This is a genomic window from Streptomyces sp. NBC_01450 (assembly GCF_036227505.1).
Classification (GTDB): Bacteria; Actinomycetota; Actinomycetes; order Streptomycetales; family Streptomycetaceae; genus Streptomyces.
The window spans coordinates 2,454,985-2,469,420 of record NZ_CP109480.1 but is presented as its reverse complement, the minus strand read 5'-3'; the positions used below and the strand labels follow the sequence as shown (position 1 = coordinate 2,469,420).

Sequence of the window (14,436 nt, the reverse complement as noted above, 5' to 3'; positions counted from 1 at the left end):
GCGATGCGCTTCCGCCACCCCGACGGCTCCACCGTCCACCTCGCCTACTGCACCAACGTGCACCCGGCCGAGACCCTCGACGGCGTCCTCGCCCAACTCCGGGACCACTGCGAACCCGTCCGCCGCCGCCTCGGCCGCGACCGCCTCGGCATCGGCCTGTGGCTGGCCAAGGACGCCGCCCACGCCCTCGTCACCGACCCCTCCGCACTGCGCGGCCTGCGCACCGAACTCGAACGCCGTGGTCTCGAAGTGGTCACCCTCAACGGCTTCCCCTACGAAGGCTTCGGCGCCGAAGAGGTCAAGTACCGCGTCTACCAGCCGGACTGGGCCGACCCCAGGCGGCTCGCCCACACCACCGACCTGGCCCGAGTCCTCGCCCAGCTCCTGCCCGACGACGTCACCGAGGGCAGCATCTCCACCCTGCCGCTCGCCTGGCGCACCGCCTACGACCAGGAGCGGGCGACGGCGGCGCACACCGCGCTGACCACGCTCGCCGAACGCCTCGACGCCCTCCACGAACTCACCGGCCGATCCCTGCGCATCGGCCTGGAACCGGAACCCGGCTGCACCGTCGAGACCACCCGCGACGCCCTCGCCCCACTCACCGCGATCGGTCACGACCGCATCGGCATCTGCGTCGACACCTGCCATCTCGCCACCTCCTTCGAAGACCCGCACACCGCCCTGGACGCGCTCACACAGGCCCGCGTCCCCCTCGTCAAATCCCAGCTCTCAGCCGCCCTGCACGCCGAACACCCCCATCTCCCCGAAGTCCGTGCGGCCCTGGCCGCCTTCGACGAACCCCGCTTCCTGCACCAGACCCGCACCCGCACCGCCGCGGGCCTGCGCGGCACCGACGACCTCGGCGAGGCCCTCGCCGGTGACGCCCTGCCCGACGCCTCCCCGTGGCGCGCCCACTTCCACGTCCCGCTGCACGCGGCCCCCGCCGCACCCCTCACCTCCACCCTCCCCGTCCTGCGGGCCGCACTGACCCGCCTCGTCGGTGGCCCGCACCCCCTCACCCGCCACCTGGAGGTCGAGACCTACACCTGGCAGGCCCTCCCGCCGGAGCTGCGCCCCCGTGCCCGCGCCCAGCTCGCCGACGGCATCGCCGCCGAACTCACCTTTGCCCGGGACCTGTTGACGGACCTCGGCCTCAAGGAGCTGCCGTGACCCCACCACCACAGGAGCCGGCCGGCCCCACTCCTCTCCTCGTCCTGGACGTCGTCGGCCTCACCCCCCGTCTCCTCGACCACATGCCCCATCTCAAGGCCCTCGGCCAGTCCGGCTTCCGCGCCCCGCTCGGCACCGTCCTGCCCGCCGTCACCTGCGCCGCCCAGTCCACCTTCCTCACCGGCACCCACCCGTCCGAGCACGGCATCGTCGGCAACGGCTGGTACTTCCGCGAACTGGGCGACGTACTGCTGTGGCGGCAGCACAACGGCCTGGTCTCCGGCGACAAGCTGTGGGACGCCGCCCGGCGCGCGCACCCCGGCTACACGGTCGCCAATATCTGCTGGTGGTACGCCATGGGCGCCGACACCGACATCATCGTCACTCCCCGTCCCGTCTACTACGCCGACGGCCGCAAGGAACCCGACTGCTACACCAGGCCCCCGGCCCTGCACGACGAACTCACCGAGAAATTGGGCACGTTCCCCCTGTTCCACTTCTGGGGTCCCGGCGCCGACCTCGTCTCCAGTCGCTGGATCATCGACGCGACCCGCCACATCAACCGCACCCGCCTACCGGACCTGACCCTCTGCTACCTCCCTCACCTCGACTACGACCTCCAGCGCTTCGGCCCCGACGACGCGCGCTCCCTCCAGGCGGCCGCGGACCTCGACGCGGCCATGGCTCCTCTCCTCGACGACGCGAAGGCGGAAGGCCGCACCGTCGTCGCGCTCTCCGAGTACGGCATCACCCGCGCGGACCGCCCCGTCGACATCAACCGTGCCCTGCGCCGCGCCGGACTGCTCGAAGTGCACACGCAGGACGGCATGGAGTACCTCGACCCGATGGCGTCCCGAGCCTTCGCGGTCGCCGACCACCAGATCGCCCATGTCTACGTGCGCCGCCCCGAGGACCTGGAGGCCACCAAGGCAGCCCTCGCCGACCTGCCCGGTATCGAGCGGCTCCTCGACGACGAGGGCAAGAAGACCCACCACCTCGACCATCCGCGCTCCGGCGAACTCGTCGCCGTCGCGGAGCCGGACGCCTGGTTCACGTACTACTACTGGCTCGACGACGCCCGCGCGCCCGACTTCGCGCAGCTCGTCGAGATCCACCGCAAACCCGGCTACGACCCGGTCGAACTCTTCATGGATCCCCTCGACCCCTACGTCAAGGTGAAGGCGGCCACGGCACTGGCCCGCAAGAAGCTCGGCCTGCGCTACCGCATGGCGGTCGTGCCGCTGGACCCCTCACCTATTCGCGGCAGCCACGGCCGCCTTCCCACGAGCGACGACGAAGGTCCGCTCCTCATCTGCTCCACCCCCCACACCGCTCCCGGCCGCGTCGCGGCCACCGAAGTGAAATCCCTGCTGCTCGACCTGGCCGGCCTCACCTGACGAGACCTGACAAGGCGTGACGAGCAACTACGGAAAGTGAAGCACGCGCCACTGACAACGCGTCCGGCGAACGCTTCGCACGCCTCCGACCTGCGCACGAGCAGCAGACCACCGGGCACCCGACACCGCCGTACACGATCCGAAAGAGAGAAACCGTGACCGCGTTCAACGACGAATCCGCCGCCGGCGACGCCCTGCGCCGCACTCTCGGCATCAACCGCCGCCGTTTCCTCAGCACCTGCACCGCCGTCGCGACCGCGGCGATCGCCGCACCCGTCCTCGGCGCCTCACCAGTCCTCGCCCAGGACCGGGACAGAGGCCACGACCACGACCACGGCGGCGACGTCCTCGTCCCCGCGAACAAGCGCGGCATCATCCTCTACACCGTCCGGGACGCCACGGGCCGCGACCCGCTCGCCACCGACCTGCCCTCCGGATTCCGCGAGGTCTTCAAGCAGCTCTCGCGCTTCGGCTACCGGCAGGTGGAGTTCGCCGGATACGGCCAGCACGCCAACGCCCCGGGCGGCGCGAACCTGGAGTCCGTGCAGGGCGCCAAGCTGCTGCGTTCCTGGCTCGACGAGTACGGGCTGCGGGCGCAGGGCAACCACGGCTTCATACCCCCGTCCTGGCCCTTCACCACGGCCGACCTGGACACCTTCAAGAAGCACCTGGAGATCGCCAACATCCTCGGCATGGCGCACATGGGCACCGGTGGCGACCCCACCGGCAGTGCCTACCGCGCCGACTGGGACGTGGCCGCCGACAAGTGGAACGCGCTCGGGGAGATCGCGCGCCGCGAGGGCATCAAGCTGTACACCCACAACCACGACGCGGCGTACGGCTTCCTGCTCGACGGGGGCCCGCTGGACGCCCAGGGCAACCCGACCCGCAGCTCCGGCATCCGCAAGCTGGAGTACTTCCTGAAGATCACCGACCCGAAGGTGGTCTGGCTGGAGATGGACATCTTCTGGGCGCACGTGGCCCAGTACAAGTTCCACACGTACACGGCCCACGACGGCTCCACCCGGGAGAAGGTGTTCGATCCCGCCGGGCTCGTCGTCCGCAACAACAAGCGCTACCCGCTCTTCCACGCCAAGGACGGCGTCGTCAACACGACGAACGGCATGGGCTACGACATGGTGCCGTTCGGCACCGGCGTCATCGACTACACCACGTTCTTCTCGCGCGTCGGCGCCCGGAACTACCACAACCCGATGGTCGAGCAGGACAACGCCCCGAGCGCCACGGACCCCGGGCAGTCACTCACGCACGCGAAGATCGGCTACGACAACCTCGCGGCCCTCCGCAAGCGGCGTCACTAGCGTCGCGACACTGCACATATACCGGGCGGCCCTCCCCACATCGTGCCACGTGGGGAGGGCCGCCCGATCTGCGCTCCGTGCTCTGTGCCGGTAGGAAAGCTGTCGATCCGTTGACCAGGAGACCTCTCAGCCCGCGGGCTGCGGCTGGGGAGTGCGCACCGCGCCCTCGCGCCCCGGCTGCTTCAGCAGCAACGCGATCGCCGCCGCCAGCATCGAGATACCGCCGGCCAGTGCGTAGGCGCCGTTGTAGCCCCAGGCCGCGACCACCATCGAGCCGAGACCGCCGCCGAACAGGCCGCTGATCAGCTTGCCGCTGTACACCAGGCCGTAGTTGGTGGCGTTGTAGTTCTCGCCGAAGTAGTCCGGGGTCAGGGCCGCGAACATCGGGTAGAACGCGCCGCCGCCGAACCCGGAGAGGAAGGCGAAGAACAGGAACAGCCACTCGCTCTTGATGTTCCCGGCCCAGATCACGCCGAACTGCGCGAGCCCCAGCACGACGATGACGAACACCAGGGTCAGCTTGCGGCCCCAGGTGTCGGACAGCCAGCCCACCACGGCCCGCCCGATCCCGTTGATGACGGCCATGATGCCCATCGAGGACGCCGCCACCAGCGGGCCGAAGCCCACTTCCTTGGCGAAGTCGACCTGGAAGGAGATCCCGAAGATCGACACGCCCGCGGTCATGACCAGCGTGATCCACATCAGGGGCAGCACACCCGTCCTGATGGCCTCCTTGGGTGTGTACTGCTTCACCGCGGGAGGGTTCTTGGCGAGGGCGGCGGAGGTCTTGCTGTTGCCGCCGTACGTCAGCGGGTCGATGTCCGCGGGCCACCAGTTCTTCGGCGGGTCCTTGAAGAAGAACGCGCAGGACAGCACGACGATCATCACGTAGCAGCCGATGAGGTCCAGGACACGGTGGTAGTTCCCGGTGTCGAACGCGTAGTTGAAGATGAAGATGAACGGCAGGGAGCCGTACGCGAATCCGCCGTTGACGAATCCGGTCCGCGCGCCCCGGCGCTCGGGGAACCACTTGCCGACCATGTTGATGCAGGTCGCGTACACCAGGCCGGAGCCGAGGCCGCCGATGACGCCGAAGCCCAGGATGGCCAGCAGCACGTTGCTCAGGTGCGAGAGGGCCAGGAAGCCGATCACACACATGACCGCGCCGATGTACATGGCCCTGCGGGCGGTGAGGATGCCCCGCTCCCGCAGCCAGCCCGCCGGGAAGGCTATGCCGGCCTGGAAGAACACCCAGACGCTCAATATCCAGAAGGTGTTGCTCTGCGTCCAGCCGTGGGCGTGGGACAAGGTGTCCTCGGCCGAGCCGTACGCGTATTCGAAGACGCTGATGGCCATCATGGCGATCCACGGCAGATACACCATGAACTTGCGGGAGTGGCCGAGGATGTCGCGGTCCGTCTCACCGATCCGGTAGACACGGCCCCGGGCGTCGGTGACTTCGCGGTACGAGCGGTTCGAGGCGCCGGCCGAGGCCGACGCGCCCTGGGTGGCGATGGGTTCTGTCGTCATGTCACGCCATCTCCTCGCCGAGCGGTTGCGGGTTGGGGACGATGCTCCGGGCCTTCGGGCGGCCCGGTGATTTGAGGAACAGCGCCAGCACGGCGGAGGCGAGGCCGATGGAGCCCGCGAGCACGAAGGCTCCGTGGTAGTCCCACGCGCCGACGACGACCGCGCCCAGGCCCGAGCCCACAAGGCCGGAGACCAGCTTCGAGCTGTAGACCATTCCGTAGTTGGACGCGTTGTTGTTCTCGCCGAAGTAGTCCGCCGTCATGGCCGCGAACAGCGGGAAGATCGCCCCGCCGCCGAATCCGGAGACCATGGAGCAGAACAGGAAGAACGGCATGCTGCCCATCTGGCCGGAGCCCAGCACCCCGAACTGGGCGGAGCCCAGCACCAGACAGACGATGATCAGTGTGTTGCGGCGTCCGAAGCGGTCGGAGATCCAGCCGATCACGCCGCGCCCCGTGCCGTTGACGATCGCCTTCAGGGACATCGCGGTGGCCACGATCCCGCCCGCGAATCCCATGTCCTTGCCGAACGGCACCTGGAAGGCGATGCCGAAGATGTTGATCCCGGCGGTGCACAGCAGACAGAACCACATCATCCACAGAACGGGCGTACGGGCGGCCTCCTTGGGGGTGTACTGCTTCACGGCGGGCGGGTTCTTCTCCAGCGCCCGGCGGATCCTCGGGTCGTCGGACACCTTCAGCGGGTCCACGTGCGGGGGCCACCACCCCTTGGGCGGGTCCTTGAAGAACCAGCCCGCGAAGGCGACCACGGCACAGCAGACCAGGCCAACCGTCACCAGGACGCCCTGGTAGTTGCCGAGGTCCATGTACGAGGTGAACAGGAAGACGAAGGGCACCGAGCCATAGGCGAAACCGCCGTTGACCAGGCCCGTCTTGCCGCCCTTGCGCTCCGGGTACCACTTGCCGACCATGTTCACGCAGGTCGCGTAGACCAGGCCGGCGCCGATACCGCTGAACATGCCGAAGCCGATGTACGCGACGATCACATGCGGTGCGAACGCCAGGGAGAGGTACCCCAGGACCGTGCCCAGCGCGCCGAGCATCATGGCGTACCGCGCGGGCAGCCGTCCGCTCTCCCGCAGTTGCCCGGCCGGGAAGGCGACGGCGGCCTGGAAGAAGATCCAGACGCCCATCAGCCAGAAGATGTGTCCACTGCCCCAGAGATGGGCGTCGTGCAGGGTGTCCTCGGCGGAGGTGAACGCGTACTCCGAGGAGCTGATGCCCAGCATCCCCATCCAGGGGAAGAGCACCATGGTCCAGCGTGGTCGCCCCATGATGTCCCGATCGGTCTCGCCGACGCGGTACAGGCGGCCGTTGCGATCCGTCACCTCCCTGTAGGGAACGGATGTCGATAGGTCGGTGGTTGTCATGTCGGTTCAGCACCCCTCGCGTCGAAAGATCTGGCCAGCGCCCCCTGTCCAAATGCCTTTCGTGTGCGCACGGGTCCTGGGGGCGGCCGACGCGCACCGTCGGCCGCCCCCGCCCTGGTTCACCTCATGAACCGCCCCCCAACAGGCCCGCCGCCCGCGCCCAGCGATACTTCGCGCCGAGCACGGCCACCGGCTTCTCCGTCGTGTACGGGTACGCCACGACCCCCCGCTCGTACAGGTACTGGCAGGCCTCCTCGACCTCGACATCACCCGCGAGCGACGCCACCACGGGCTTCTCGATGCCGCGCGCACGGAATTCGGCCACCACGCGCGCGGTGAGCTCGGCGAAGACCATGGGCGGGGTCACGATGGTGTGCCAGTAGCCGAGGACGAGCGCGTGGATGCGCGGGTCCTCCAGGCCAAGCCGGATCGTCGCCTCGTACGTCGACGGCGGCTCGCCCCCGGTGATGTCCACCGGGTTGCCCGCGGCCCCGAAGGGCGGGATGAAGGCCCTGAAGGACGCGTCCAGGTCCGGCGGGATCTCCATCAGGGACAGGCCGTTGTCCGTCACCGCGTCGGACAGGAGCACACCGCTGCCGCCCGCGCCCGTGATGATGACGATGTTGTCGCCCTTGGGGGTGGGAAGTACGGGCAACGCGCGTGCGTACTCCAGCATTTCGTTCAGCCCGGGAGCCCGGATGACGCCGGCCTGCTTCAGGATGTCCTCGTACACGGCGTCGTCGCCCGCGAGCGCGCCGGTGTGCGAGCCGGCGGCCTTCGCCCCGGCGGCCGTACGACCCGCCTTCAGGACGACGACCGGCTTCTTCGGGACCGTCGCGCGCGCCGCCGCCACGAAGGCACGGCCGTCCTTCAGGTCCTCCAGGTGCATCGCGATGCACTCGGTGTGCGGGTCCTCGCCGAACCAGGTGAGCAGGTCGTCCTCGTCGAGGTCCGACTTGTTCCCGAGCCCGACGATCGCGGAGACACCCGTCTTCGTAGTGCGGGCGAAGCCCAGGATGGCCATCCCTATGCCACCCGACTGTGAGGTGAGCGCGACGCCGCCCTTCACGTCGTACGGTGTGCAGAACGTGGCACACAGGTCCTGCCACGTCGAGTAGTAGCCGTAGATGTTGGGCCCGAGCAGCCGGATGCCGTGCCGCTCGGCGATGGCCACGATCTCGTCCTGGAGTTCGTGCTCGCCGGTCTCCGCGAACCCGGAGGGGATCAGCACGGCGTTGGGGATCCCCTTGCGTCCCACCTCCTCCAGGGCCGAGGCCACGAACTTGGCGGGGATCGCGAAGACCGCCACATCCACCTCACCGGGAACGTCGGTGACACTCTTGTACGCCTTGCGGCCCTGAATGTCATCGGCCCTGGGGTTCACCGGGTGGATCTCGCCGGAGAAGCCGCCGTCGACGAGGTTGCGCATGACCGAGTTCCCGATCTTGCCCTGCTCGTTGGAGGCACCGATCACCGCCACGGACGAGGGCTCCATCAGCCGGCGCATGGAGGTGAGGATCTCCTCGCGCGTGTACTTGCGCCGCTCCTTGGGGACCGAGTTTGCCAAGATCACGCGGATGTCCGCCGCGACCGCGCCCTCAGGGGTGGCGATCACCGGGTTGAGGTCCACCTCGGCGATCTCGGGGAAGTCCGCGACGAGTTCGGAGACCCGGCGGATCTGCTCGGCGATCGCCCACCGGTCCACCGGCGGGGCCCCGCGCACCCCGCGCAGGATCTCGGCCGCGCTGATCGAGTCCAGCATCGACAGCGCCTCGTCGGCGTCCACGGGGGCGAGCCGGAAGGTGACGTCCTTCAGGACCTCCACCAGCACCCCGCCGAGTCCGAAGGCGACGACCTTCCCGAAGGTCGGGTCGGTCACCGCGCCGACAATGACCTCCTGCCCCGAGGGGAGCAGTTCCTGGACCTGGACGCCCTCGATACGGGCCCGCGGGTCGTAGGCCCGCGCGTTCTCGACGATCTTGTGGAAGGCGGCGCGTACGTCCGCCGCGCCTTCCACGCCCACGATCACACCACCGGCATCGGTCTTGTGCAGGATGTCCGGCGAGACGATCTTCATCACGACGGGCCCGCCGAAGCGCGCCGCGTACGCCACCGCCTCGTCGACGTCCGTCGCGAGCTCCTCGCCCGGTACGGCGATCGCGTACGCGTCGGCGATCACCTTTCCCTCGGGCGCGGTGAGCGCGGTCCTCCCCTCGGCCCGCACGGAGTCGAGGAGCGCGCGCACCTTCAGCACCCGGTCTTCGGCCATCACTCAGATCACTCCGTTCGACTTGAGCAGGCGCAGCTCCTCGTCGCCGAGGCCGAGCTCGCCGATGTAGACCTCTGCGTTGTGCTCACCGAGCAGCGGCGAACTGGTCACGTCCACGGGGGAGTCGGAGAGCTTCAGCGGGCTGCCCACGGTCACGAACTCGCCCCGCTCGGGGTGGGGCACCGTCACGACCATCTCGTTGGCGACCAGTGACTCGTCCTCGATGATCTCCTTGGTGGACAGGATCGGGCCGCACGGGATGTTGTGGGCGTTGAGCCTCTCCAGCACCTCCCACTTGGGGAGCGTGGCCGACCATTCCTCGATGAGCTGGAACATCTTGGTGAGCTGGGGCAGCCGGGCCTCAGGGGTCGCCCAGTCGGGGTCGTCCGCCAGTTCCGGCCGCCCGATGAGCTCGGTGATCGGCTTCCAGCCCACGGGCTGCACGATGACGTACACGTAGTCGTTGGGGCCGCCCGGCGCGCACTTGACCGCCCAGCCCGGCTGGCCGCCGCCCGACGCGTTGCCGGAGCGGGGAACCTCGACGCCGAAGTCGTCGTTGGGATATTCAGCGAGTGGGCCATGTGTCAGTCGCTGCTGATCGCGCAACTTCACCCGGCAGAGGTTGAGCACGGCATGCTGCATGGCCACGTTGACCCGCTGCCCGCGCCCGGTGTTCTCCCGCTGGTACAGCGCCGCGAGAATCCCCGCCACGGCGTGGATACCCGTGCCCGAGTCCCCGATCTGGGCCCCCGTCGCCAGCGGCGGCCCGTCCTCGAAACCGGTGGTCGACATCGACCCGCCCATGGCCTGTGCGACGACCTCGTACGCCTTGAAGTTGGTGTACGGCCCGTCCCCGAACCCCTTGATGGAGGCATAGACGATTCGCGGATTGATCTCCTGGATGCGGTCCCAGGTGAAGCCCATGCGGTCGACCGCGCCCGGTCCGAAGTTCTCGACCATGACGTCGGAGCGCCGGATCAGCTCGGTGAGGATCTCCTTGCCGCGCTCGGTCTTGGTGTTGAGGGTGATGCTCCGCTTGTTGCAGTTGAGCATCGTGAAATAGAGGGAGTCGACGTCCGGGAGGTCGCGCAACTGCTTGCGGGTGATGTCACCGGTCGGCGCCTCCAGCTTGACGACGTCCGCGCCCAGCCAGGCCAGCAGTTGGGTCGCGGAGGGTCCGGACTGGACGTGCGTCATGTCGAGGACGCGGATGCCTTCGAGAGCCTTGGTCATGCCAGGGTCACCTCACTTGTACATCGTCTGGTTCATGGTTCCGGGGGCGTACGCGTCCGGGTCGACCCAGACGTTGATCAGCGACGGCTTGCCCGACTCCCGGGCGCGCCGCAGCGCCGGGCCGATGTCGGCGGGGTCGCGGACCTCCTCGCCGTAACCGCCCAGCATCTGCGCGAACTTGTCGTAGTGGACGTCACCGAGGGTGTTGCCGACCCGCTCGCGCTCCAGGCCGTACTTCTGGGCCTGGCCGTAACGGATCTGGTTCATGGAGGAGTTGTTGCCGACGATGCCGACGAAGGGGAGGTTGTAGCGGACGAGGGTCTCGAAGTCCCAGCCGGTCAGGGAGAACGCGCCGTCCCCGAAGAGGGCGACGACCTCCTTGTCGGGCCGTGCCTGCTTGGCCGCGAGGACGAACGGGATGCCGACACCGAGCGTGCCGAGCGGGCCCGGGTCCATCCAGTGCCCGGGTGACTTGGGCTGGACGACCTGCCCGGAGAAGGTGACGATGTCGCCGCCGTCCCCGATGTAGATCGAGTCCTCGGTGAGGAAGTCGTTGATCTCGCTGACCAGGCGGTACGGGTGGATCGGTGAGGCGTCCGACTTCAGGCTGGGCAGCCGCTTCTCGAGGGCCGTCTGCTCGGCGGCGCGCAGTTCGTCCAGCCACTCCTTGCGCTTCGACGCGCCTCCGTTGAGGCGCCCGGAGGCCGCCTCGGTGACCGACTTCAGGATCAGCCCCGCGTCGCCGACGATCCCGAGGTCGATGTCCCGGTTCTTGCCGACGGTCCGGTAGTCGAGGTCGATCTGTACGACGGTCGCGTCCGGGGAGAGCCGCTTGCCGTAGCCCATGCGGAAGTCGAAGGGCGTACCCACGATGACGATGACATCGGCGTTGGAGAAGGCGTACCGGCGCGAGAGCTGGAAGTGGTGCGGGTCCCCTGGCGGCAGGGTGCCGCGCCCGGCGCCGTTCATGTACGCCGGGATGTTGAGGGTGCGGACGAGCTCGATGGCGGACGCGGTGCCGCGCGTCGTCCACACCTGGCTGCCCAGCAGGATCGCGGGCTTCTCGGCGTGGACGAGGAGGTCGGCGAGCTTCTCGACCGCCTCGGGGTCACCGGCCGAGCGGGTCGAGGCCCGGTAGTGGCCGGCGGCCGGGATCCGGGCCTTCTCCACCGGGACCTTGGCGTCCAGGACATCGCGCGGGATCTCCAGGAAGGAGGGGCCGGGGGCGCCGTGGTAGCACTCCCGGAACGCCATCGACACCATGTCGGCGGCGCGCGCCGTGTCCGGCACGGTCGCCGCGAACTTGGTGATCGGGGTCATCATGTCGACGTGCGGCAGGTCCTGCAGGGACCCCATCTTGTGCTGGGTGTGCGCCCCCTGGCCGCCGATGAGCAGCATCGGGGACTCGGCGCGGAAGGCGTTCGCGACGCCGGTCACGGCGTCGGTCGTACCGGGCCCCGCCGTGACCACGGCGCATCCGGGCTTGCCGGTGATGCGTGCGTAGCCGTCGGCGGCGTGGGCGGCGACCTGCTCGTGTCGGACGTCGACGACCTCTATGCCTTCGTCGACGCAGCCGTCGTAGATGTCGATGATGTGGCCGCCGCACAGGGTGTAGATGACCTCCACACCTTCTGCTTTGAGTGCCTTGGCGACCAGATGCCCACCGGAGATGGAGTCCTGGCTGATGTCGTCGGGCATGGCGAAGTCCTGTCCCTTCGTAGGGGGTTGGAACGCTCTCGCGGTACATTGCATACAGTCGACGAATACTGTATGAAGCTTGTTATCCCGCATCCGGTGGGTGGTGTCCAGGGGGCGTGCGGCACTTTTCGGGGGGCCGGGCGTCGCTCCCCGGACAGACACAGCAGTCAGGAGCCGGTGATGGACCTGTACGAACACCAGGCAAGGGAACTCTTCGAGGAACACGGCATCTTGGTGCCGAGGGCCGAGGTCACGGACTCGCCCAAGGAAGCACGCGCGATCGCCCGTCGACTCGGCGGCCGAGTCGTCGTGAAAGCCCAGGTGAAGACCGGTGGACGCGGCAAGGCGGGCGGGGTCAAACTCGCCGCCGACCCGGCCGCCGCCGAACTCACGGCACGTCAGATCCTCGGCATGGACATCAAGGGCCACCCGGTCGGCAAGGTGATGCTGGCCCAACCGGTCGACATCGAGAGTGAGTTCTACGTCAGTTACGTCCTCGACCGCGCAGCCGGACGCTTCCTCGCGATCGCCTCGGCGGAGGGTGGCATGGAGATCGAGGAGGTGGCCGCGAACCGCCCGGAAGCGGTGGCGCGTGTTCCCGTCGACCCGGCCGAGGGTGTCACCTCGGCGAAGGCGACCGAGATCGCCGAGGCCGCGGGGCTGCCCCCGGAGACCGTCGACGTCCTCGTACGCCTCTGGGGAGTGCTGACCCGCGAGGACGCCGTGCTCGTCGAGGTGAACCCCCTCGTACGCACGGCCAGAGGGCAGATCATCGCCCTGGACGGCAAGGTCACCCTCGACGACAACGCTCGCTTCCGGCAAGCACGTTGGGGTGAACAGGAGGCCGCGCACGACGACCCGCTCGAGGCGGCGGCCGCGGCCAAGGGCCTCAACTACGTCAAACTGAACGGCGAGGTCGGCATCATCGGCAACGGCGCGGGCCTCGTCATGTCGACACTCGACGTGGTCGCGGGCTGCGGCGCCCGCCCCGCCAACTTCCTCGACATCGGCGGCGGGGCCTCCGCCCAGATCATGGCCGACGGCCTCTCCGTGATCCTCTCCGACCCGGCCGTGAAATCGGTCTTCGTCAACGTCTTCGGCGGCATCACGGCCTGCGACGCGGTCGCCGACGGCATCGTGCGGGCGCTGGAGACCGTCCGGCTGACCAAACCCCTCGTGGTCCGCCTCGACGGCAACAACGCCGTCCGTGGCCGCGCCATCCTCGACGGCCGCGCGCACCCCCTGGTCGAGCAGGCCACCACCATGGACGACGCCGCACGCCGCGCGGCCCGACTCGCCACCGCCGGCTGAAGGAGGAACAGGACATGGCCATCTTCCTCACCAAGGAGAGCAAGGTTCTCGTCCAGGGCATGACCGGCGGCGAGGGCATGAAGCACACCCGGCGGATGCTCGCCGCCGGCACGGACGTCGTCGGCGGGGTCAACCCGCGCAAGGCGGGACAGGCCGTCGACTTCGGCGACCGGGTGGTGCCCGTCTTCGGTTCGGTCCGCGAGGGAATGGCGGCGACCGGCGCCGACGTCACCGTCGTGTTCGTTCCACCCGCGTTCGCCAAGGCCGCGGTGATCGAGGCCGCCGACGCGGGCATCGGGCTCGCCGTCGTCATCACCGAGGGCATCCCCGTCCACGACTCCGTCGCCTTCCACGCGTACGCCGCCACGAAGGGCACCCGTGTCATCGGCCCCAACTGCCCGGGCCTGATCACTCCGGGGCAGTCGAACGCGGGCATCATCCCCGCCGACATCACCAAGCCGGGGCGCATCGGTCTGGTGTCCAAGTCGGGCACGCTGACGTACCAACTCATGTACGAGCTCCGCGACATCGGCTTCTCGACATGTGTGGGCATCGGCGGCGACCCCGTGGTCGGCACCACCCACATCGACTGCCTGGCCGCCTTCCAGGACGACCCCGATACCGAACTCGTCGTCCTCATCGGCGAGATAGGCGGCGATGCCGAGGAACGGGCGGCCGCGTACGTCCGCGATCACGTCACCAAGCCCGTCGTCGCCTACGTCGCCGGGTTCACCGCGCCCGAGGGCAGGACGATGGGCCACGCGGGCGCGATCGTCTCCGGCTCGGCGGGCACCGCACAGGCCAAGAAGGAGGCCCTCGAAGCGGCCGGCGTACGGGTGGGCGGCACACCGACCGAGACGGCCCGGCTGGTGCTGGCCCGGTTGGAAACGGAGCGTGTCGCCGCACAGGGGTGAGATGAGACGTCACTCATAGTTGATGTGAGGTGACTGTCACGAGCAGAGCCGCCTCAGTACCTTCCTCCCTGCGTACGCGACCACCTCCCCGCGTACGCACCCTTGCCTGCGTGCGGACGCGACCACCGTCCTCCTCCGCACGGATGCGACCACTCCTCGTCCGAGCCCGCGCACCGTGCGGCTCGGCAGGAGCCAGGCA

The 14,436-nt window shown here is 68.9% G+C and carries 10 protein-coding genes; 5 read left to right on the top strand and 5 right to left on the bottom strand.

The annotated features are described in order from the left end of the window. Positions 1–3: 3 nt before the first annotated feature. The 3 genes from eboE (at position 4) to OG568_RS11335 (ending at position 3,892) form a co-directional block, all read left to right on the top strand. Positions 4–1,173: a metabolite traffic protein EboE gene (gene eboE, locus OG568_RS11345; RefSeq protein WP_329531381.1), complete on the top strand. Its 1,170-nt coding sequence runs from the start codon at positions 4–6 to the stop codon at positions 1,171–1,173. Then, positions 1,170–2,570 carry a nucleotide pyrophosphatase/phosphodiesterase family protein gene (locus OG568_RS11340; protein ID WP_329531380.1) on the top strand — a complete coding sequence of 467 codons (1,401 nt, stop codon included), beginning with the start codon at positions 1,170–1,172 and terminating at the stop codon, positions 2,568–2,570. Before eboE ends, OG568_RS11340 begins: the two co-directional genes overlap by 4 nt. 155 nt (positions 2,571–2,725) lie before the next feature. After that, positions 2,726–3,892 (top strand): sugar phosphate isomerase/epimerase family protein, encoded by a 1,167-nt coding sequence (locus OG568_RS11335; protein ID WP_329531379.1) that lies wholly within the window; start codon positions 2,726–2,728, stop codon positions 3,890–3,892. A 126-nt stretch (positions 3,893–4,018) separates the two neighbouring features. Here the strand turns inward: OG568_RS11335 and OG568_RS11330 are convergent, their stop codons facing one another. From OG568_RS11330 to OG568_RS11310, 5 genes are all read right to left on the bottom strand, one after another. Then, positions 4,019–5,422 (bottom strand): OFA family MFS transporter, encoded by a 1,404-nt coding sequence (locus OG568_RS11330; protein WP_329531378.1) that lies wholly within the window; start codon positions 5,420–5,422, stop codon positions 4,019–4,021. Position 5,423: 1 nt separating this feature from the next. Then, positions 5,424–6,812 (bottom strand): OFA family MFS transporter, encoded by a 1,389-nt coding sequence (locus tag OG568_RS11325; RefSeq protein WP_329531377.1) that lies wholly within the window; start codon positions 6,810–6,812, stop codon positions 5,424–5,426. Positions 6,813–6,936: 124 nt separating this feature from the next. Continuing rightward, positions 6,937–9,081, bottom strand: a complete 2,145-nt coding sequence (locus OG568_RS11320; protein ID WP_329531376.1) for an acetate--CoA ligase family protein — start codon at positions 9,079–9,081, stop codon at positions 6,937–6,939. A 3-nt stretch (positions 9,082–9,084) separates the two neighbouring features. After that, complete coding sequence (frc, locus tag OG568_RS11315; protein ID WP_266428201.1) at positions 9,085–10,314, bottom strand: formyl-CoA transferase; 1,230 nt, start codon at positions 10,312–10,314, stop codon at positions 9,085–9,087. Positions 10,315–10,326: 12 nt separating this feature from the next. Beyond that, a complete protein-coding gene (locus OG568_RS11310; protein ID WP_329531375.1) occupies positions 10,327–12,012 on the bottom strand; it encodes a thiamine pyrophosphate-binding protein in 1,686 nt (561 codons plus the stop codon). Between the two features lie 180 nt (positions 12,013–12,192). Between OG568_RS11310 and sucC the strand changes: the two genes are divergently transcribed. Both sucC and sucD read left to right on the top strand, forming a co-directional pair. After that, positions 12,193–13,323, top strand: a complete 1,131-nt coding sequence (sucC, locus tag OG568_RS11305) for an ADP-forming succinate--CoA ligase subunit beta (protein ID WP_329531374.1) — start codon at positions 12,193–12,195, stop codon at positions 13,321–13,323. A gap of 14 nt (positions 13,324–13,337) precedes the next feature. Beyond that, complete coding sequence (gene sucD / locus OG568_RS11300; RefSeq protein WP_329531373.1) at positions 13,338–14,237, top strand: succinate--CoA ligase subunit alpha; 900 nt, start codon at positions 13,338–13,340, stop codon at positions 14,235–14,237. The last annotated feature ends 199 nt before the right edge of the window (positions 14,238–14,436 follow it).

What these genes read in the sequence shown, in the direction of transcription:
- frc (WP_266428201.1), bottom strand. Translation starts at nt 10,314, where the DNA reads ATGACCAAGGCTCTCGAAGGCATCCGCGTCCTCGACATGACGCACGTC.
- OG568_RS11330 (WP_329531378.1), bottom strand. Translation starts at nt 5,422, where the DNA reads ATGACGACAGAACCCATCGCCACCCAGGGCGCGTCGGCCTCGGCCGGC.
- OG568_RS11320 (WP_329531376.1), bottom strand. Translation starts at nt 9,081, where the DNA reads ATGGCCGAAGACCGGGTGCTGAAGGTGCGCGCGCTCCTCGACTCCGTG.
- OG568_RS11325 (WP_329531377.1), bottom strand. Translation starts at nt 6,812, where the DNA reads ATGACAACCACCGACCTATCGACATCCGTTCCCTACAGGGAGGTGACG.
- sucD (WP_329531373.1), top strand. Translation starts at nt 13,338, where the DNA reads ATGGCCATCTTCCTCACCAAGGAGAGCAAGGTTCTCGTCCAGGGCATG.
- eboE (WP_329531381.1), top strand. Translation starts at nt 4, where the DNA reads ATGCGCTTCCGCCACCCCGACGGCTCCACCGTCCACCTCGCCTACTGC.
- sucC (WP_329531374.1), top strand. Translation starts at nt 12,193, where the DNA reads ATGGACCTGTACGAACACCAGGCAAGGGAACTCTTCGAGGAACACGGC.
- OG568_RS11310 (WP_329531375.1), bottom strand. Translation starts at nt 12,012, where the DNA reads ATGCCCGACGACATCAGCCAGGACTCCATCTCCGGTGGGCATCTGGTC.